Raw genomic sequence first — 20,743 nt, 5'->3', positions numbered from 1 at the left:
TATGAAGTCAAATTATTAGATAGGGCCTATCAACAGAAGAAAGAATAAATTAAAAATGTGAAAATTATGGTTCGTGTCAGCACAAGTGAATTTAAAGTGGGCCTTAAGGTAGAAATTGAAAAACAACCTTATGTGATTTTAATAAATGAATTTGTTAAACCAGGGAAAGGACAAGCTTTTAACAGGATTAAAATTAGAAATTTAATTTCTGGCAGAGTTATTGAAAAAACTTTTAAATCTGGGGATTCTATAGAAACAGCTGATATTGCTGAATCGAGGATGAGGTTATTGTATACTGATCAATTTGGTGGGACTTTCATGGATGAAGAGACTTATGATCAAGAAGTAATTGGATGGGAAAAATTAGAACATATCCGTAAATGGCTTGTAGAAGAGATTGTTTATGAAATTCTATTCTATAATGGAGATATTATTACTGTTGATGCGCCTATTTTTATGGAGATGACTATAGCTGAAACTGCCCCAGGAATTCGTGGCGATACAGCATCAGGTCGTGTATTAAAGGCGGCTGTTACTAATACAGGTGCTAAGGTCATGGTTCCTATTTTTATTGAAGAAGGGGAAAAAATTAGAGTAGATACTCGCACAGGCGAATATGAATCACGCGTTGCAAAATAATTATTTTTATTAAAAAGTTATTTTTATCTTTAATTTTTTTTTTTAAAAGAGCAGTCTAAGGACATGTATAAAGATCTTCTTAAAGATAGTTCTGTTGAAGTAGAGCTTTTAAAAAAGCTCAGAGAAAAATCTTTCCAAAGGGAAGAATTTTCTGCTGCAGAAGAAAAAAAAATACAAAAATGGGTAGAACGCTTAAAAAATAATGAAGAAGAAACTTCTTCATTAGAAAGCGTTGCCCATATCAAAGCTCGTTATCCAGCATCTCCTGAAGGAATAAAAAGTTTTTTAACTCGTTTATATGAAGATCTTATTTAGTTTTTATTTATATTGCTGAGTTGTTTAAGTCGAGAAAGTTGTTATTGGAATAGCGCTAAGACTTAGTGGAGTATCAAGCTTATCCAAATTATTGATAGTAAATTGTTCTATTTTCATTTCATTAATAGATAAATGTATAATAAAAAATGATGATTTAGAAATAAGCGTTGCAGATCCCGCATCGATAATAATAGGAAAAGATTCTTTTCTCTTATCTATAATACTTCCATTATGATTATGCCCATGAAGGTACAGTTTAATTGTAGAAAATTCTTTCAAAGTTTTTTGTAATAGATCAAAACCTAAAAGATCATGAGAAGCTTTTTTGCCAGGAAGCACAGGAAAATGATTCCCAATGATTACTTTTGCAGAGTTAGGTAATGATGATAAGATTGATCTTAGCTGTTGATCTATAGAGAAAGAGTATAATCCATGAGCAGTATTCCATTTATTACAATAAGTACAGTCTAATCCTATCCAAAACCAATTATGGGTGAGTTGCTTGATATAAACTTTATTTCGCTGCAGATCTATATTAGGAAAGGTATGATAAAAAAGGTTTTTTTGAAAAGAATCAGTTGTGTAGTAGTCATGATTTCCAGGTAAAATATCTACATTAATTTTTTGTTTCTGGAAAGTTTTTATAAATGATAGCGCTTGTTTAAATTCGTAGGGAGTAGCAGTTAAGGTTAAATCCCCAGTAATAAAGGCATGATTAACTCCTTTTTGTTTTAATAGAGGAGCTAGTTGATGGATTCTTTGAGTTTTAAAATTAACAGATCCAGATAAGATGCGAAGGAGTCCTTTTAGACGTTTGTTAAGCCAGGAGGAAGGATGTGAACGTAAAAATGCAAAATGAATATCAGATAGGTGAGAAATACAGATTTTTTCTGGAAATGTCATACATAATACCTATTGCAATCTTATATAAATAGTTAAAATAAAAAATTTTAACAAGAAAAAAAAAGCTTTATTCTTAGCAGAAAGACTCCATTTTTATTAATAACTGCTTTTTAAACTTATTTATACTATTAATAAAATCGCTATTTGCTGAAAGGTTCATAACATCCTCTTTAATCGTGTATTAAATTAAGAAAGAGGACGTTGCTCTGATCAATAAAATGCAAAGACAGTATGTTATGGAATATCAGCGTCTCCAATAGCGACTTCTGTTAGTAATATGGTAGCAGTAGAAGAAAGAGCTTTTTCAAAAACTTCTAAAACTATACGGGTAGGATCAAGGATTCCATGTTCATAAAGATTTTCAATTTTTTCTGAAACTAAGTTAAACCCAACAAATGGATTAGTGTCTTCAAGTATTTCTCTTTGTATACATCCACGTTGTTCATGAGTAGATAATAATTGTAAAAATGGGGCTTTACAAGCTTGTATAACAATGTTCATGCCAGCTCGCTCAGCAGCATCAGAGGGAAGTTTAGATTCTAAAAGACTTGCAGCTCTTAGTAAAGCAATACCTCCTCCTGGAAGGACTCCATTAGATAAAGCGCTTTTTACAGCATTAACACAGTCTTTGCATAGAATTTTTTTATAGCGAAATTCAAGATCACTATCTGCGCCAATTTTGATTAATGCTACTTGGCTTTGAAGCATTGCTTGTCTTTTTTTAAATGAATCTTTGTCAGCAACTTTGTTTCTTTTATTGGCTATAATATCCATATGTAAACATCGAGATTCGCAAGCAGTCTTTGATCCTTTTCCTCCAATAAACGTAGAATTATTTTCCCCTATAATAATTTTTTTACAAAATCCCAAATGCGCTTTAGAAATCTTTCTTAGATCATGACCTGTTTCTTCTGTTAAGGGAACCCCACCTGAAAAGATTGTTACATCATAAAGCCAGCCTTTGCTTAATTGTTCTAAAACTTTGATAGAAATAACAGCAACCTTTATATGTCCTTGAATACTATTTGCTGCTAATGAAGCTAAGACATCATGGCTTATGCTCTTGCAAATAATGACTAGAGGATGATTTTCTTGAGAAAGGATTTGTAAAATAGGTAAGAGTTCATGAATAGAGTTAATTACTCTATCTGACAGTAAGATATAGGCATTTTCTATGGTTCCGCTTGTTTCATTACTGGATAAATAGGAAAGGTTAAGGCGAGTAGTAGGAATGCGTAAACCATTAATAATTTCTACAACAGTCTCTCTTTGGCGACCAGTTTCTACGCTAACAAATCCTTTTTCATCAACTTGCTCAAAGGCAGACATGACAATTTTTGCTAATTCAGCATTCCCTCCTGATGAGGTGAAAGCTACCTTTTCTATAACATTATCTCTTTGAGCACTAATAGATATTTTTTTTAGATATTGAATGACAAGTTCTATTCCTTTATTAATACCTTTTTGTAAAATTACTGGTTGAAAGCCTGCTTGGATCATCTGTAGACCTTCTTGGACTGCTGCATCCATAAGAATAATACTCGTAGTTACACCATCTCCATGCTGTTCTTTGATATTCACAGCAACTTCTATAGCTAGTCCAGCTCCCATATTTTCAAACTGATCAGGTAAGACCATATCTTTTAAAATATAGCCACCATCAGATGTAATGGTATAGCCTTCTCCTTTTTCTTTTTCAAACCCTGTAAAGCGACATTTAGGGCCTAAAGTATGTCGAATGCTTTGGGCTATTTTACTAATGCCATCAGATAGTTTTTTACGGACATCATGGCTAAACATTAATTCTTTAGGTATATTCATAAATCACCTTTTATATAAAAATAATTAGAATTTAAAATCTATACCAGTTTTGATGTTTAGTTCTCAATGAATGAAATAAAAGAATAATATTTTTATGATTAATAATATTATAAGTAGAAAAAATATATTTTTATTGATGTATAAAATAAAGAAGGTGGCACCCAGATTCGAACTGGGGATAGAGGCTTTGCAGGCCACTGCCTTACCACTTGGCTATGCCACCATATGAGCCAGGTAAGAAATTATCAAATTTTGATAATTAAATCTCAATCATTTTACTTTTTTATGTAGTCTTTTTATCAACTGATATAATTTTAAAAAAAAGAAATTTTGAAAGGAAAAGGAATGAGATCTGGTTTATTAGAAGAAAATTTTGTTGAATTTAATGATCTGAAGCTTAGTCCTGAAAAAATACTAGGGATTGCCATTGATAGTCGTTTGGTTAATCCAGGAGATTTATTTTTTGCCTTACCAGGTAATCGTGTTGATGGGCACTCATTTATTAAAGAAGCTAAAGATAAAGGTGCAGTAGGTGTCGTTCTTTTAAAAGGAAAAGAGTCATTATCTGAGGGATTGTCTTTTTTAGCAGTTGAAGATGTTGCTGATAATTTACGAAAATTAGCAAAAATAGTTTTACAAAAGAAAGCTATTCCTATCATAGGAATAACAGGCTCTTTGGGAAAAACAACAGTAAAATATTTTTTAAAAGATTTATTAAGTAATGAGTTTAATATTTTTTGGAGTCCAAAAAATTATAATACGAGGTTGTCTTTACCTATGAGTATTATTATGGCTGAAGAAGAACAAGATTTCCTTTTATTAGAAATGGGTAGTAGTGAACCTGGAGACTTAGATCAGCTACTAGCTTTTGCCCCACCAACTATTGCAGTACTTACAGGAATTGCTCCTCAACATGCAAAATTTTTTGCTAATGGCATACAAGGGATTGCTGAAGAAAAAGCAAGAATTTTTTCTTCTTCGTTATTAACGACAGCTCTTTTTCCTTTAGATTCTCCATATACAGATTTGTTTCATCAAAAAACTCAACATGTGGCCTCAGTATTTACATTTGCTAATCATGATGTGCAGGCTTCTTTTTCGTTTTCATTGATAAAAGAAGACTTTGTTATTATTAAACATCCTCAAGGTGAAACAAAGATTAAGATACATTTTTCATATAAACCTGCTTATCGCAATTTATTGATTGCTTTTTCGACAGCATTTATAGCAGGTGTTCCAGTAGAAAAGCTTTTATTTTGCATAGAAAATAATGAGTTAAAGATGCCTCCCATGCGCTTTGAAAGTGTAAAAAGACAAGGTATAGTTTTCATTAATGATGCTTATAATGCACTTCCAGAATCAATGAAAGCAGCATTGGAAGCAATGCCATCAGCATTAAATGGAAAAAAGATTGCTGTCTTGGCTCAAATGAATGAAATAGGAGTTTATTCTGAAGAAGGACATAAGGAAGCTTTTATTTCAGCATGCCAACATGTAGATTATTTAATTTGTATTGGTCCATTTTGGGAATGTTGTAAGGACGTTGTTCCTAATGCTAAAAAAAATAAGATTTCTTTTGTCTTTTCTACTGAAGAAGGTGCTGTTTATTTACAAAAATTAGCACAGTCTGGTGACATTATTTTATTAAAAGGTAGTCGTACTTTTGAGTTAGAAAAATTAATAAATCTTTACGAATAAATGATATTTAAAAAATATAAGTAAGAAAATTTATTATTAGTAAGGACTTATGGTTGGGTGTATCTGTAAATTACTAGAACAGTGGTTAGGTCTTTCATCTTCATTAGGAAGCACTTTATTATCTGGCATAGGAGCTCTTGTTTCTTCTTGGTTACTTACGTTATTTTTAGGTCCTTTTTTTATAAAAATGCTTTCTTGTTATAGGGTAAGTTTGTTAGAAGATCGCCCTTATTGTGGCACTTTAAATCAGTTACATGCACATAAAAAAGCAACTCCTATTATGGGAGGATTGCTTATTCTTCTTTCTATTACTATGTCGTGTATTTTTTGGGGAGGGACTCATAATATTTATAATGGATTGCTTTTGGTAATTTTATGTAGCGGGGGGATAGTTGGTTTTTTTGATGATCGTAAGAAAGTAAAATATCAAAATGCTGGTGGTATTACTCCTCTAAAAAAATTTCTTGTACAATTTTTCATGGGGGGAGTTGTAGCTTTTTTTACTTTAGTTTCTCCTGGAGAGCAGGTCTTGCAAGAGTCAGGAGATATTGCTTACAGAGTAAAAAATATCAGCTCTTTTTTTCACCAACCTGAATTTTTATTGCAGCTACCATGTTATCCTTATCCTGTAAAAATCTTAGGATATTTTGGAGTGTTAATAGGCGTCATTTTTATTATTTTTGTTCTGACAGGAAGTTCAAATGCGGTCAATCTTACAGATGGATTAGATGGATTAGCTGCTGGCGTGGTTGTATTAAGTGCCATTCCTTTAATGCATGCATCGTACTTATCTCATTTAAAAATAACTGCCATAGGGATAAATTTTTTATATGGGTCTCCCTATGAAGCTGCTTTTATCATGCTAGGAGCTATTATAGGCGCTTGTTTAGGATTTCTTCGTTATAATACTTGTCCAGCTAAAGTTTTTATGGGAGATTGTGGCTCATTACCTTTAGGAGCAGTATTAGGAGCATCAGCTATTATTATAAAACAAGAATTGTTATTAGCTATTGTTGGGATAGTATTTTTAATTGAGGTCTTATCTGTGATTTTACAAATTTTAAGTATGCGTTATAGAAAAAAACGAATTTTTTTATGTGCTCCTATTCATCATCATTTTGAATATAAGGGATTATCAGAAAAAAGTATTGTAATGCGATTTTGGGTAATTGGTGGTGTTGCTGCTTTTATAGGTTTGATTATTTTAAAAATTAGTTTTTAAAAGATAATTTTTTAAAACAATCAAATAGAAGTATAGGTAGTAATGTTAAAAGAAAAAGTGCTCATTATAGGAATGGGAATTTCAGGAAGCGCTGTTGCTGATTATTTAAAAAAGCAAAACATTGCTACTATCTGTGCAGATGATTCTTTAGAAAAACTTCATTTATTTCAAAAAAAAGGCTATGAAATTTTAAAGAAAGGAGAAGCATTTCCTTCAGATATTCATAGTTGTGTTTGTTCTCCAGGTATCCCTTTAGATCATCCTTTAAGAAAAATAGTAGAAGAAAAAGCAATACCTATTATAGGAGAGTTTCAATTAGGGTTAATGTTGCTGAAAAATAAAAAATGTTATCGATGTCTTGGAGTTACAGGGACTAATGGAAAGACAACAACAACATTATTTGCAGCGCATCTTTTAAATCATGCAGGAAAAACTGCTCGTGCTATTGGTAATGTAGGAGATCCTGTTATTGCAGCATTAGATGCTACAGAAGAGGTATTAGTTATAGAAGCAAGCTCTTTTCAATTGGCTCATTTAGGAAAACATAATTTTTTTGAAGCTGCTGTAATTTTAAATATCACTCCAGATCATCTAGACTTTCATAAAAGTATAGAGGCTTATCAAGAAGCAAAAGCTTGTATGCTTGATTGTGTAAATGTGGATAACCCTGTTTATATTCATGAAGAATTAAGATTTGTATTTCCTTTTAAGAAATGTTTTGTGTATTCCTTTTTGAAAAATTTTGTGAAAACATGTTTAAAAAAAGAAGGTTTATTGGAAGGTACATATGAGCATGATATAGATAATTATGCTGCAGCATTAAGTATAGTTTCTGTAATTCTGCCTATTTCTGAATCAGTTTTTTGTAAGGCAGTAAAGACATTTCAAAAACCTGAGCATCGAATTGAGTTTGTAAAAGATATTTGTAATGTTCATTATGTTAATGATAGCAAAGGCACAAATCTTGGAGCAGTAGTTCAAGCCGTTTATTCTATTTCAGGGCCTATTATACTGATTGCTGGTGGTAAAGGAAAAAATATAGATTTTTCTTTTTGGCGAAGTCTATTTAGATCGAAGATAAAAGCAATTTTCGCTATAGGAGAGTCTGCTGCTGATATTTATAAGGCATTATCTCCTGAGTATGATGTATTCTGTGTGCATGATTTAGAGCTGGCTGTAAAGGCTGCGCATGATATTGCTGCTCAAGGCGAAACAGTTTTATTGTCTCCAGGTTGCTCGAGTTTTGATCAATTTAATGGATATGATCATAGAGGCAATTGTTTTAAAAAATTGGTAACATCTTTAAGTAAGGATGAGGAAGATGAATCGTAAAGAAACCATGATAGCCGCCATAGCTGTGAATGCTATTTTATTAGTGGTGTTATTTGCTACTTCACTGCGCTCTAAGAACGCTACAAATGACAGTTCTCTGGTTCAAACTGCATCAGAACAAACTATTCCTGTTAAGGTTCATCCCAAGATTATTCCAATTGTGGAAGAAGATATTCTTAAGGAATTTGTTCCAGGGATAAGCAAAAAAGAAACAGCAAATCAAGAAAAAGGGGTTACTTCCTCTACACATTCTTTGACTAAAGAAGAAGCATATGGAATGACTTCTATTCCTTCCACAAATGCAGAAGAAAGCGTTCGTAAATTAGCAGAAAAAGAAAAGAAAGAACATTTTGTTAATGTTGTGGTTAAAAAAGGTGATTTCTTAGAACGGATAGCAAAAGCTAACCGTACAACTGTCACTGTTATTATGAGGGTAAATAACCTTACATCTACTCAGTTACAAATAGGTCAAATCTTAAAAGTACCACTCGTAGATGATGTAAATAGTACTGAAAGTCAAGCAGCAACATTCATAGATTCTGTAGAGTATTATCTTATCAAAGAAGGCGATAGTCCGTGGGCTATTGCGATGCGTCATCGTATGAAGCTGGAAGATCTATTAAGACTTAATGATCTTGATGAACAACGTGCCAGGACATTAAAGCCAGGTGATCGTTTAAGAATAAGGTAAGCAGTTTATGAAGTTAGTCATCATCATTTGTTTTTTTTTGATTTTTGCCACAGGATTAACAATGGTGTTTAATACTTCATCAGCAGAGGTTTTAGATAAATCTTTGAGTTGTAGCACTCATTATGCATTATTTCGTCAAATTACTTATGCTTGTATTTCTGGTTTTATAGCTTATTTAGTTTGGAAAATAGGTATTTTTGAAGCTATTCGTATAAGTCCAGTTTTGTTTGCTATAAATATTTTGGCCTTATGTTTAGTTTTTGTTCCAGGTATTGGAGTATGTCGTAAAGGAGCGCATCGCTGGCTTAATTTTGCAGGATTGCATATACAACCTTCAGAGTTTATTAAATATATAATGCCTTTATTTTATATCGAAAAAATTACCTCTTTTCCTGAATATAAGGAGTCATTTAAAAAATTTTTAATTCTTGCATCATCTTTACTTATTTCTGTTATTTTGGTGATGTTAGAACCTGATAATGGCACAGCTCTTGTATTGTTAGCTACGATGGTTGTTTTATTTATAATATCTGAGGTGCCTTTAAAATTTTGGATGTGGCCACTTTTAGTAAGTTTAATTATCGGGAGTGTGACTGCTTATAATTTGCCTTATGTGCGAGGACGTATTGCTGTTTATTTAAACCCTGGGTTAGATTTAAAAGGAAAAGGGCATCAACCACATCAGGCAAAAATAGCTGCAGGATCAGGACGTATTTTTGGAAAGGGCCCCGGTAATAGTTTACAAAAATTAACCTATTTACCAGAGGCAAAGAATGATTATATAGCTGCAATCTATGCAGAAGAATTTGGATTTATAGGTATTTTAGTATTAACAAGTTTCTATGCAACGTTAGCGTATGGAAGCTTTGTAGTAAGTCTTAATAGTGCTACTATCAAAGGGGCGTATTTAGCTGCAATTATTGCTTTTATAGTGGCCTTTCAGGTCTTTTTAAATCTTGGAGTAGTGTCAGGGCTTTTGCCTAGTAAAGGGGTTAATTTACCTTTTTTTAGTCAGGGAGGCTCTTCTCTTATTGCTAATTTTTGTGGGCTAGCTCTTTTATTAAAAATTGGTCAACATGAACAAAAAAATTATAATAGCAGCAGGCGGAACAGGAGGGCACCTCTTTCCCGCACAAGAAATAGCACAACAGTTAAAAGAAAAGGGATATGAGATCCTGTTTATTAGCAAAGGGCTTTCTTCTAACTTTTTTTTTAAAAAAGAGCTGTTTAATTTTCATGATGTGCCATCGGCTTCTTTATCGTTAAAATCACTATTTAAGAGTGTTTATTACTTATGCAAAGGTATTTATGCTTCTTGGAGAATTTTAAGAAAATTTAATCCAGATATAGTTATTGGCTTTGGAAGTTATTATAGTTTACCAGCTGTTACAGCTGCATTACTTATGCGTATTCCTGTTGTTTTGCATGAGCAAAATATCATGCCAGGAAAGGTAAATAAGCTATTATCTCGTTTTGTGAAGAAAGTTTTGGTTTCATTTGAACAGACAAAGAAATATTTAAAAGGAGATATTACTACTGTTAATTATCCTCAAAAGGTATGTACTGCAACAAATTATTATAAAGAAAGGTTTCAACAAGACGTACCAATTGTTCTTATTATGGGAGGCTCTCAAGGCGCCTCTTCTATCAACAAAAGCATATGTAAAGTTATTAAAAAAATCTCTTCTTCAGAAAGATCTATACAGGTGATTCATCTAATAGGTTATCAAGAAGACGTTTCTATGTATGAACAGTTTTATGCAAATTTAGGAATAACTGCAGAGGTAAAACCATTTGAAAAAAATATGGCCTCAGCATTGAGTTGTGCTGATTTTGTTATAGCTAGAGCAGGCGCAGGGTCTATTTTTGATTTACTATATTTTGAAAAACCTGCTTTGTTAATTCCTTACCCTTATGCAGGAGCACATCAAAAATTTAATGCTGTTTTTTTTACAGATGAAGTAAAAGGTGGGTATTGGGGACAAGAAGATTCTAATTTAGAGATATCCATAACTCAATTTATTAAAAAAATGTTATTGCCATCAGTGAGAAAATCTTTAATCGAAAATATTCAATTCTATAAGCTCGGGAGAGTTAATATTGAATGCATTGATATACTCAATCAAATGCTGATTTCTTTATAAGTATAAAATAAAAATTTCCCCATAAAATGAGTAAAAAAATATGATAAATTATCATCTTATAGGTATCGGGGGCATTGGCATGAGTAGCTTAGCCCGTATTTTATTAGCAAAAAATCATAAAGTCTCGGGTAGTGATTTAAATTTACATAAAGGTACTGATGATTTAGTCGCTCAAGGAGCAAACATTTTTAAAGGTCATGTTGCCGCTCATATTCCTTCTAATAGTATTGTTGTCTACAGCTCAGCTATATCAGTGAATAATGAAGAGTATCAAGAAGCATTAGTTCATTCTTCTCAGATGATGCATAGAGCCGAGCTGTTAGCAACTTTAATGGAAGGGCAACAAAGTTTAGTTGTTACAGGAAGTCATGGTAAAACAACCACTTCTGCTCTTCTAACCTTTGTTTTACAAACAGCTAATAAAGATTTTTCTTTTTCTATTGGTGGAATGTTGCAGGAAAGTAATGGAACTTTTGGGAAAGGACCTTATTTTGTTGCTGAGTTAGATGAAAGTGATGGTTCTTTAAAGTATTACCAACCGTTTTCTGCAATTATTACAAATCTTGATAAGGATCATTTAAATTATCATAAAACAATGGATAATTTAAGAAAGAGTATAAATAATTTTATTCAAAAGGTAAAAAATCCAGAATATTTGTTATATAATGGTGATTGTCTGGAGTTAGCTAAATGTTCTTGGCCAATAGGAAGTATTTCATATGGATGTTCAGATGGCTGTGCTATTCGTTTATCAAATTATCGTATAAGGGGGATGCAGTCATTATTTGATCTTAATATTAATGAAAGGTCGTATCATGACATTTTATTAAATATACCAGGTGTTCACAATGTTTCTAATGCTATTCCTATATTTGCTCTTTGTCTCATGTTAGGAATATCTGAAAAGATAATAAGGCAAGCATTTGCTACATTTCCTGGAGTAGCAAGACGTTTAGAACAAAAACAAGAAATTAAAGAAGTCTTATTTTTAGATGATTATGCTCATCATCCAACAGCTATTAATGCAACGCTTAAGAGCTTGTATGAGCTTATGCCTCATCGTCGTCTTATAGCTATTTTTCAACCTCATAGATTTTCTCGGTTACAACATTCTTGGTCAGAATTTAAAGAGGCTTTTGGCTATGCAGACATTATATTAGTCACAGATATGGAAGCTGCTGGAGAAGATCCTATAGAGGGGATCAGTTCAATAGATTTTGTGAAATCTATATCCAAAACATTCAAGCAAGTCTGTCGTTATGTGCCACGTGATGCAATAAAAAAAATGATAACAGAGCTTATTTTACCTTATGATATCTGTATTACATTAGGAGCAGGGGATATTAATTATCTTCATGATGAATTAAAGGATTTTGTTCCACGTTCTTTAAAGATAGGATTTTTATTTGGAGGGCCTTCGTATGAGCATGATATATCAATTTTATCTGCTAGGCATATCATTAATGTTTTTGATAAAGAAGTCCATGAAGTAATTCATGCTGCGGTTAATCTTCAATTACATTGGGAAATAGGAGAGCGTGCAGAAATATTTTTGCAAGATACGACTCTTTCTACAATACCAGAAGATATGGGGGAAGAGATTCATTCTCCAGTTGTTCAGAAATTTCTCAAAGATATTGATGTGATTTACCCAATGCTACACGGTACATTTGGAGAAGATGGTTATCTACAAGCTCTTGCTTTTATCTATAAAAAGCCTATTGCAGGACCCTCTTTTTCTTATGCTTGCTCTACTATAGATAAGGTATTAACAAAAAGAGTGGCTCTTCAGATAGGAGTTCCTACTGTTCCATTTTTAGTAATTCATCTAGATGAGTGGAAACATCAGTCAGAACAAGTAATAGAAAAAATTGTGAAAACATTTGATTTTCCTTTTTTTGTGAAAGCATCTTACTTAGGGTCAAGTGTAGGAACGTTTTGTGTTTATAAAAAATTAGAGTTGAAGAGTGTTTTGCAGGAATGTTTTTCCCTGCATAATGAGATTATAATTGAAGAAAGTCGTTTGGGCTGTCGCGAAATAGAATTTTCATTTCTAGGGGATGCTTTTAAGTTAGGTTTATTAGAAGGGTTTCCTGCTGAAAGATTATCACAGGGATGTTTTTTAGATTATAATTATAAATATGGGCTTAATGGAGTAAAAGGAATAAAATCTCAATTTATAGATCTTTCAGATGAGTTAATACAGGTAGGTAGACAGCATGCCTTAAAGATTTATCAAGCAATGGGAGCCACAGGATTAGGGAGAGTAGATTTCTTTTTAGATGAAAATAATCAATTTTGGTTCTCTGAAATTAATTCCATTCCAGGATGTACTCTGCATAGCACATTTACTCAGAGCTTAGAAAAAATGGGCATAACTCCAAAAAAAGTGATAGAACATCTTTTAGCATTAAGCATAAAAAATGGAGTGATATGAAGTAAAAAAAGCAAATATTATGTAGATATTTGCTTTTTTAAAAAAATACATAAAAAATTAATTATGCGTTTTCTAATTCTTTTTCTTCTATAAAATCTGAGCTTTCTTGTAGATCACTTTCTATATCTTGACGTCGGTTCATACAACAAGAAATTCCTGAATGACAACAAGAAGAAGCAGGAGCATGGTTAGGTGTTTCCATACAATCTTCTGAAGATAAATCAGGACTTTCATCAGCATAAGTTTGAATTAACTCCAACTGCACTTTTTTCTTCACTCGAGAAGAAATGCGACGAACAATAGTTCTCAGTGCATGAATGGTATTGCCACGACGACCAACAATTTTGCCAACATCATTAGGAGCAACTTTAATTTCTATTTTTATGCCATCTTCTTCAGGAGAAGAAAAAACTTGAACTTCTCCTGGTTCAGCAACCAAATTTTTTACAATATAGGCAACAAATTCTTCCATATATAACTATCCATAAAATTAGGATCATAAAGAGATAATCCTAGAATTGTCTCATAGATTAGTGTTTTTAATCAAGAAGGAGAGAGTTTTCTCTTAACCAGATAGCATACCCAGGGCTAAGATAAGATACATTAACAGCAATGATTTCTGGTATTTCATAAGCAGTATTTAAGCAAATAAAATCTTGAATTTTTTGAAATAATGAATGATGTGCTTTTAGTGTGATTTGTAGCTCTGTTTGTTTTTCAATAATGCCTTTCCACTTATACATGGATTGTATTGGTGATGAGATATTGGCGCAAACAATCAATGATTGGTCGAGTAAATCTGTAATAATTGACTGTGCTTCATCTTTTGATGAACAGGTCCAATAAATAAGTATCCATTCAGTTTGCATAATGAGTTCATGTTTAATTGTTAAAAAAAATAAAATATAATAAACAATTATTAATTTTCATTAATTATTAATGCGATGTTAGGGATACGAAGATCAAAAACAGAAGCAGCTGGAATGCTATTGGAAGAAGTATTACGCATGAAAAGATAACCTAGCAACTCTTTATCATAATTAAAGATAGTCGTACGAAGAAAATCTCCAGAGCGTGTTTTGATATGAATTTCTTTAAATGCGCCATCTTGATCTAGTAAAGAAAAATCAACATATTCTAGGGGTATAGTTAATAAAAGTTTAACAATGTCTTGAAAGATAGCAAATATTTTTGGAGGAAGTTTTTCAGAAATAGCAATAATTTCAGGATTCCCTATATATAAAAAAGGAAGCTTTTTTAAAGATACAAAAGCTGCTTTAGGAAAAAAACATCCAGAGGCGTCTATTGCCATATTGGAAATATTACCAGCATAAGCAACAGGTTGCCGTAATGCATAGTGGATGATAGGTTCTCCAAATATGTTTAGAGATATGGATACTTCTGAGAATAGGTGTGTGTTTAAAAGAATTTGTTCAGCTGCTTTTTTATCAAATGAACGAAGTGTGAGCTTGGAAGATTTATATAAGCCTAACATTTCTATAAAAAAATGAGGAGGGATATGATCCCCAGGAGTTTTTGAAATTAATTGAAAAGATTGAATGAGAGTGTTTTGGGATTTAAATGAATAGTCATTAAAGATAAAAGCGCCTAGGCCCAGAGAAAGGCAAGAAGAAATGAGAATAATGATAAATAAAAAATGCCTACGCAATGTAATGATTCCATTAAGAATAAAAAATTTAGAGATAATGGTTTAAAAGAATAAAAAATTTTGGTACAGGGCTTTTATCTCTTTTGAAGCCATTATTATTTTCATTTTAACAATAAATGAAGAAAAGAGCATTCTTATATGAATAGATTTTTGCAATTTTCTAGGAAAATTGTTTTTTTATTCTGAATAACAATAATGTTTACATCAGATTATTAAATTTTATAAGGGAGATTAGGCATGAAATTCCAGGTCGAACAAAGAGGGGATGTGTTAATTGTTTTCCTGCAAGAACGATTAGATGCAGCCACAGCTACAATGTTGGAAGATCAACTGAGTACTCTCATAAATAATGGAAGTAAGAAACTACTTTTGAATATGCAAAATACCAAATACCTTAGTAGTGCTGGGGTAAGAGGCCTATTATCAGTTCATCGCAAGATGTGTCATCATGAAGGGCTTTTAATTTTGTGTGAATTACAAGAAGAAGTGCTGGATATTTTGCGTATAGCAGGATTTGATAACGTTTTACAAATTTGTGAAACAGAAAAAGTTAGTTTTTCGTATTTTTTATAAATGGTAAAATCTTTTCTTTCGGAATGTAAAGAGCATCCACTTTGTCTTCAAGGACCAGATACTTTGGTTAAAAAATGGTGCTTAATGAAAAAGCAGCCTGGCAAAAAAATAATTTTATTAGCTGGTCCAACAGGAGTGGGGAAAACTGCTCTTTCTATAATGTTAGCGAAGCTATTAAATGGTGAAATTATTTCCACAGACTCTATCCAAGTATACAGGGGCATGGACATTGGGTCAGCAAAGGTATCTAAAAAAGAGAGAGACTCTGTTCCTCATCATCTCATAGATATAAGGCATGTTCAAGAACCCTTCAATGTTGTAGATTTTTATTATGAAGCTCGGCAGGTCTGCGATTCTATATTAGCTAGAAATAAAGTGCCTATTCTAGTTGGAGGCGCAGGTTTTTACTTTAAAACTTTTGTTTCAGGGCCGCCTCCAGGACCACCATCTGTTAAAGAAATTAGAGCGCAGATAGAAGCTCAAATGGCAGAACAAGGCGTCCTGTCAATGTATGAAAAATTACATGAATATGATCCTGAATATGCAGGTACTATTTCTTCTAAAGATATTCATAAAATTGTTCGAGCTTTTGAAATTATTACACTAACAGGTGCTCCTGTTAGTGCATGTAAATGGGCCATGAGTAAAGCAAGACCAGATAAATCTACAGCAGAAGAATATGTATATATGGGATGGTTTTTGTCATTACCTAGAGACATCTTGCATCAACGTATTAATGAAAGATGTGATGCTATGTTAGCAGAAGGCTTTGTAGAAGAAGTTAAAGCTTTAAAGCAAGAAGGCATTCAAAAAAATCCTTCAGCTGCAAGGTCAATAGGATATGCCCAGTGTTTAAAATTTCTTGAAAGTAATCAATCAATGGAAGAGTACAATGCGTTTGTGGCTGATTTTAAAACAGCTTCACGACGTTATGTGCGAAGGCAGTGTACATGGTTTAAAAAAGATCCTTTGTTTGATGTGTTGGATATTAATGGCAAAAATTTACAGATATTGGCTGAGGAATTAGCAGATAATTTTGCAAATAATCATTAGCCAAAAAAAGAAATCTACGAATTTTTACCTCATAATCATAGGTTAATAAAGGATGTTACTCTAAAATTTCTGCATGCCATTCATAAATATTATTGTCCATCTTACATTAAAATAATTTTATTTTAATTTGTTTTTAGTTTTTATCGATTAAGTAATTGGCAAAAATTAAAAGAAATAATTTAAAAGAGTAAAAAATTATTAAAGGTCTTTCTTTATATTTTTTGGAAACATAATTGACTAAAAGTAGAGAAAGCATATAAGCTTTTTCTCTCTAGATTAGTTTGATTTCAAAATTGTTCATGAATAATTCCATTGTCGATTTCCCAAAAAAAAGATTAACTCCTATAGTTCCTGATCCTGAAGATCCTTTCATAAAAGGGTTGGAGTTGGTTCAGTCCATAGAAGATAAATTGCGCTATAGCGTCGATTTTATGAGAGATTGTTTGTTTGGAGAAAATGCTCCAGATTTAAAAAATTTTCGGACTGCATCAGGCAGTTTTCTTATTATTTTTAAAACAGTTGCGCATGGAGCAGTGCGTTCGCAGTTATGGCATGAATATATAGAGTTATCTAACGAAAATCGTCGATTAAAAGAAATTACAGAGCAAGAAGTTTCATTTGCAGTAGATCAATTAGAGTTAGCTATTGCTTCTTTAGAAACAGATGTAGAAGCTTTCTTTGCTGATCAAGAATTATTTATAAAAAGAGACCCTTCGATTACATTGAATGAATTGCCAAAAGCTTTTCAAGAATCTGAAGATGAATATCGTTGGTTACATGCTCGTTTAGTTTGGTTAAATGCTTTTGTTTCTCGAATTAGTGGGTTAAGAAAAGAGCTTATCGCTATTGGGGCTCGTATTCGCATTAAAAATAAGTTTTTTCAGAGACTGTCTACTTTAGGGGATAAATTATTTCCTTTAAGAAAAGAGTTGATTAAGCAAGTTAGTGAAAAATTTGAAGCAGATGTTAAAAGTTTTGAAGCTGCTTATTTTGCAGATGAAGTTTTTAATCGCGATAATGTTAAGAAATATGTCTTCTTTTTAAGAGAAGAAATTAAAAATCTCCAAAGTGTAGCAAAGCTTTTAGTGCTTAATACACATGCTTTTTCTTCTACTAGAAAATTATTAAGTGGTTGTTGGGATCAACTTAAGGGCTTAGAAAAAGAAATTAAAAGATACAGTGCAGAGAATAAAAAAGTTTCTTCTGAAAATGTAGTTTTAGTCAAAGAACGAGCTGCTCAACTTTCAGAAAAATACCTTAAAGGAGAAATTACTCCAGATCAAGGTTTTTCAGAAGTTGATGCTATTTTGCGATGGATGAGGCAGTTAGATTTAGTATACGCAGATGTAATATCTTTAAAAGATATGCTAAGGGAAACTATAGCTCCATTTGAGCAAGCTAAAGATGATGAAGAAAATTTACGTCGAGAAAAGCGCGAAAAAATCGAGCAAGCACATGGAGAATTAGTTCAATCTTTCAAAGAAAAAATATCTACTTTGATAACTGCTATGGATAATATGACTGTTGGGGCTGTTAGAGAAGAATGGGAATCGTTGAAGAAAGGTTTTGTTTCACTTCCATCTAATAAAACTGAAAGACAAGTTATTGAGCGCTCATTGAAAGAAATTAAAGATAAAATGATTGAAAAAGAAGAAAGCAATTTATTAGCTTTATCTGATGACGATCGGGCAACTTTAGATAATCTTATTCATGTAGTAGGTCAAAGAAGAGAACGCCGTAAAGAGCTTAAAGGATTAATAGAAGAATACCGAAAAATTATCAGTGGATCAGGTTTAGATTTTGAACAAGCAATCCTGTATAATTCCAAAATAGAAGCAGAAAAAGAACTTTTAGGTAAAATGGATGAAGGTATTAAAGAGTTAGATTTGAAGATTAGTGAGATTAGAAAAAAAACTAAATAAATTTATATGGTTAACTTCCTTGTATTCTAAAGATCAATCAGGTTTTCTTGCCTTTGATTTGGATGGAACTATATTAAAGTGTAATTCTTCATTTTCTTTTTATTTTTTTGGCTTAAAGCAAGGATTTTTTCCTTGCTTATCTATTTTTGTAGCCATATTTCAACTTATAAGAAAAAAAATATTTTGTTCATATAATAGATGGTCTCAAATTACTTTTAATAAATTGTTAAAAGGATATTCAAAAAATGAATTACAAGATCTTGCGTTTCATTTTGTAGAAAAAGAGCTTCATAAATTATATTATTCTCCAGTTAAGTTAGTGCTAGATAAAGCGCTAAAAGAAAAAATTCCAGTTGTAATTCTTTCTGCTGGACCTGATTTTTTAGTAGAGGCCATTGCTAAAAAAATAGGTGTAAAAATTTTTTTTGGCACAACGTGCAGAGAAGATTCTACAGGGAAGCTAATAGCTATATCCTGTTTTATGAATGGTCAACAAAAAGCATTAGTAGTACAGCAATTTATAAAAAATGGTCAAGAATGTTTACAAGCATTTGCAGATGATATAGATGACCTTCCTTTTTTACGCTTAGCAAAAAAAGCTGTGGTAGTACAACCCAAAAGATCTCTTAAAAAAGAGGCTATGAAATGGGGTTGGAGTTTGCTTTAATGATAAATAGTTTATACTGGTATTAAAGATGAAAGATATGTCAGAAGAGCCTTTAAGGCTGATTTTTAAGATCCTGGATGATAAAAAAGCTATAAATCCTTTAGTCCTCGATGTAAGAGATCTTGAAGCATTAACTGATTTTTTTATTTTCACAGAAGGTACTGTTTTTGTTCATGTAAAAGCATTGGCCGAAGCTGTTGTAGAAGGATTAAAAAAGCATGGATTGTCACCATTGTATGTAGAGGGATTACAATCAGCAGATTGGGTTGTTATTGATTATGGCTTTATTGTAGTACATCTTTTTATTGCATCAGTTAGAAATCAGTATAAACTTGAACAATTGTGGCAGGCTGGAAAAGTTTTAAATTTAGATTCATTAGTTGCTTAATATTGGTGCGGAATATGAAAAAGCGAAGAGTAGTTGTTACTGGTATGGGAGTAGTTTCCTGTTTTGGAAATGATGTAGATGTATTTTATCAACGTCTTTTACAGGGAGACAGTGGCGTGCGTACGATGACCCATATGTCTGTATCTGATTATTCCACACGTTTTTCTGCTTTTATTGAAGATTTTAATCCAGGTGATTATATTGATAAAAAACAAGCACGTCGTATAGACCCTGTTATGGCTTATGGTATGGTTGCTGCTAAAAAAGCTCTTGAGATGTCAGGATGGCAAGGTTTAGAAACTGGCCAAGATCCATTTCGCTATGGTGTCGTTGTTGGAGTTGGTTTAGGGGGCCTTTATGTTTTAGAAAAAGGTATTCAGCAAATGGCAGAAGAAGGTGGTTTCAAACGTGTGTCTCCATTTTTTATTCCTTATTCTATTTCTAATATTACAAGTGCCTTGATTGGTATTGATGTTGGATTTATGGGGCCAAATTATTCTATTTCTACAGCTTGCGCAACAGGCAATTATTCTATTTTAGCTGCTATGCGACATATTCAAATGGGTGAAGCTGATTTAATGCTTTGTGGTGGCTCTGAGGCTGCTATTAATCATGTTGGTCTTTCAGGATTTATAGCAAATAAAGCTCTTTCCCAAAGAAATGATGACCCTAAAAAAGCTTCTCGTCCTTGGGATATAGATAGAGATGGTTTTGTCATGGGAGAAGGAGCAGGTGTGTTATGTATAGAAGAGTTAGAACATGCAAAAGCACGAGGTGCTGTTATTTTGGGAGAATTATTAGGTGGTAGTATGAGTTGCGATGCTTATCATATCACAGCTCCACGACAAGATGGTCTTGCTGTCATACATTGCATGGAACAGGCTATTAAAGAAGCAGGTGTAGATAAACGTCGTGTTAATTATGTAAATGCGCATGCTACATCAACTTCTTTGGGTGATTTATCAGAAGCTATTGCTTTAAAAACTGTTTTTGTAGGACAAGAGGATACTCTTAAAGTCAATGGGACTAAATCTTTAATAGGTCATGGATTAGGTGCGGCAGGTGGTTTAGAGGCTATAGTGACCCTTAAGGCTATTGCAGAAGGAAAAATACATCCTACTCTCAATGTTGATAATCCAATACCTGAAATGGTTTTTGATTTTATAAAAGGAGAGCCCCAATTATTAAATATAGATTTAGCTTTATCAAATTCATTTGGATTTGGAGGGCATAATGCGTCTCTTCTTATGGGAGCATTTCATGAATAAG

General features: G+C 32.4%; 20 protein-coding genes and 1 tRNA gene. 15 read left to right on the top strand and 6 right to left on the bottom strand.

What is annotated here, in order from left to right; translation table 11 throughout:
* The first annotated feature begins 66 nt into the window (after window positions 1-66).
* On the top strand, window positions 67-639 hold the full coding sequence (efp, locus tag CLAVI_RS00620) for an elongation factor P (protein ID WP_194843653.1): 573 nt from the start codon (window positions 67-69) through the stop codon (window positions 637-639).
* Window positions 640-702: 63 nt separating this feature from the next.
* The gene (locus CLAVI_RS00615) at window positions 703-954 is read left to right on the top strand and encodes a hypothetical protein (RefSeq protein WP_194843652.1); all 252 of its coding nucleotides are present in this window, start codon (window positions 703-705) and stop codon (window positions 952-954) included.
* A gap of 24 nt (window positions 955-978) precedes the next feature.
* Here CLAVI_RS00615 and CLAVI_RS00610 read toward each other — a convergent pair whose 3' ends face one another.
* The 3 genes from CLAVI_RS00610 to CLAVI_RS00600 form a co-directional block, all read right to left on the bottom strand.
* Window positions 979-1,857, bottom strand: coding sequence for a metallophosphoesterase family protein (locus tag CLAVI_RS00610; RefSeq protein WP_194843651.1), 879 nt, complete (start codon window positions 1,855-1,857; stop codon window positions 979-981).
* A 234-nt stretch (window positions 1,858-2,091) separates the two neighbouring features.
* Window positions 2,092-3,678 (bottom strand): chaperonin GroEL, encoded by a 1,587-nt coding sequence (gene groEL / locus CLAVI_RS00605; RefSeq protein ID WP_194843650.1) that lies wholly within the window; start codon window positions 3,676-3,678, stop codon window positions 2,092-2,094.
* Between the two features lie 152 nt (window positions 3,679-3,830).
* A tRNA-Cys gene (locus CLAVI_RS00600) sits at window positions 3,831-3,901 on the bottom strand.
* A 107-nt stretch (window positions 3,902-4,008) separates the two neighbouring features.
* On the opposite strand from CLAVI_RS00600, the gene CLAVI_RS00595 reads away from it, so the two are divergent.
* From CLAVI_RS00595 to murC, 7 genes are read left to right on the top strand one after another with little or no spacing between them, the layout of a single operon-like run.
* Window positions 4,009-5,376: a UDP-N-acetylmuramoyl-tripeptide--D-alanyl-D-alanine ligase gene (locus CLAVI_RS00595; protein ID WP_194843649.1), complete on the top strand. Its 1,368-nt coding sequence runs from the start codon at window positions 4,009-4,011 to the stop codon at window positions 5,374-5,376.
* Window positions 5,377-5,425: 49 nt separating this feature from the next.
* A complete protein-coding gene (mraY, locus tag CLAVI_RS00590) occupies window positions 5,426-6,598 on the top strand; it encodes a phospho-N-acetylmuramoyl-pentapeptide-transferase (protein WP_194843648.1) in 1,173 nt (390 codons plus the stop codon).
* 42 nt (window positions 6,599-6,640) lie between these two features.
* On the top strand, window positions 6,641-7,930 hold the full coding sequence (murD, locus tag CLAVI_RS00585) for a UDP-N-acetylmuramoyl-L-alanine--D-glutamate ligase (protein WP_194843647.1): 1,290 nt from the start codon (window positions 6,641-6,643) through the stop codon (window positions 7,928-7,930).
* Window positions 7,920-8,621: a lytic transglycosylase gene (locus CLAVI_RS00580; protein WP_194843646.1), complete on the top strand. Its 702-nt coding sequence runs from the start codon at window positions 7,920-7,922 to the stop codon at window positions 8,619-8,621. Before murD ends, CLAVI_RS00580 begins: the two co-directional genes overlap by 11 nt.
* A 7-nt stretch (window positions 8,622-8,628) precedes the next feature.
* Window positions 8,629-9,792: a peptidoglycan glycosyltransferase FtsW gene (locus tag CLAVI_RS00575; protein WP_194843645.1), complete on the top strand. Its 1,164-nt coding sequence runs from the start codon at window positions 8,629-8,631 to the stop codon at window positions 9,790-9,792.
* Window positions 9,698-10,765: an undecaprenyldiphospho-muramoylpentapeptide beta-N-acetylglucosaminyltransferase gene (gene murG, locus CLAVI_RS00570; protein ID WP_194843644.1), complete on the top strand. Its 1,068-nt coding sequence runs from the start codon at window positions 9,698-9,700 to the stop codon at window positions 10,763-10,765. The genes CLAVI_RS00575 and murG overlap by 95 nt, the downstream gene beginning before the upstream one ends.
* Window positions 10,766-10,805: 40 nt before the next feature.
* Complete coding sequence (gene murC, locus CLAVI_RS00565) at window positions 10,806-13,202, top strand: UDP-N-acetylmuramate--L-alanine ligase (protein ID WP_194843643.1); 2,397 nt, start codon at window positions 10,806-10,808, stop codon at window positions 13,200-13,202.
* A gap of 61 nt (window positions 13,203-13,263) precedes the next feature.
* Here the strand turns inward: murC and CLAVI_RS00560 are convergent, their stop codons facing one another.
* From CLAVI_RS00560 to CLAVI_RS00550, 3 genes are all read right to left on the bottom strand, one after another.
* On the bottom strand, window positions 13,264-13,674 hold the full coding sequence (locus CLAVI_RS00560) for a KH domain-containing protein (RefSeq protein WP_194843642.1): 411 nt from the start codon (window positions 13,672-13,674) through the stop codon (window positions 13,264-13,266).
* 67 nt (window positions 13,675-13,741) lie between these two features.
* Complete coding sequence (gene cutA / locus CLAVI_RS00555; RefSeq protein WP_194843641.1) at window positions 13,742-14,071, bottom strand: divalent-cation tolerance protein CutA; 330 nt, start codon at window positions 14,069-14,071, stop codon at window positions 13,742-13,744.
* Between the two features lie 50 nt (window positions 14,072-14,121).
* On the bottom strand, window positions 14,122-14,871 hold the full coding sequence (locus CLAVI_RS00550; RefSeq protein ID WP_194843640.1) for a hypothetical protein: 750 nt from the start codon (window positions 14,869-14,871) through the stop codon (window positions 14,122-14,124).
* A gap of 237 nt (window positions 14,872-15,108) precedes the next feature.
* Between CLAVI_RS00550 and CLAVI_RS00545 the strand changes: the two genes are divergently transcribed.
* The 6 genes from CLAVI_RS00545 (at window position 15,109) to fabF (ending at window position 20,742) form a co-directional block, all read left to right on the top strand.
* A complete protein-coding gene (locus CLAVI_RS00545; RefSeq protein WP_194843639.1) occupies window positions 15,109-15,444 on the top strand; it encodes an STAS domain-containing protein in 336 nt (111 codons plus the stop codon).
* A gap of 84 nt (window positions 15,445-15,528) precedes the next feature.
* A complete protein-coding gene (gene miaA / locus CLAVI_RS00540) occupies window positions 15,529-16,497 on the top strand; it encodes a tRNA (adenosine(37)-N6)-dimethylallyltransferase MiaA (protein ID WP_194843638.1) in 969 nt (322 codons plus the stop codon).
* Window positions 16,498-16,796: 299 nt separating this feature from the next.
* The gene (locus CLAVI_RS00535) at window positions 16,797-18,419 is read left to right on the top strand and encodes a hypothetical protein (protein WP_194843637.1); all 1,623 of its coding nucleotides are present in this window, start codon (window positions 16,797-16,799) and stop codon (window positions 18,417-18,419) included.
* Between the two features lie 19 nt (window positions 18,420-18,438).
* Entirely contained in the window at window positions 18,439-19,086 is a 648-nt protein-coding gene (locus CLAVI_RS00530) for an HAD family hydrolase (RefSeq protein ID WP_194843636.1), read from the top strand.
* 28 nt (window positions 19,087-19,114) lie between these two features.
* Window positions 19,115-19,474, top strand: coding sequence for a ribosome silencing factor (gene rsfS / locus CLAVI_RS00525; protein WP_194843635.1), 360 nt, complete (start codon window positions 19,115-19,117; stop codon window positions 19,472-19,474).
* Between the two features lie 14 nt (window positions 19,475-19,488).
* Entirely contained in the window at window positions 19,489-20,742 is a 1,254-nt protein-coding gene (fabF, locus tag CLAVI_RS00520; RefSeq protein ID WP_194843634.1) for a beta-ketoacyl-ACP synthase II, read from the top strand.
* Window position 20,743: the final 1 nt, after the last annotated feature.

The sequence above is a fragment of the Candidatus Clavichlamydia salmonicola genome (genome assembly GCF_015356765.1).
GTDB classification, from domain to species: Bacteria; Chlamydiota; Chlamydiia; order Chlamydiales; family Chlamydiaceae; genus Clavichlamydia; species Clavichlamydia salmonicola.
Note: the sequence above shows the minus strand (reverse complement) of the source record. Positions and strands in the feature narration are given on the sequence as shown.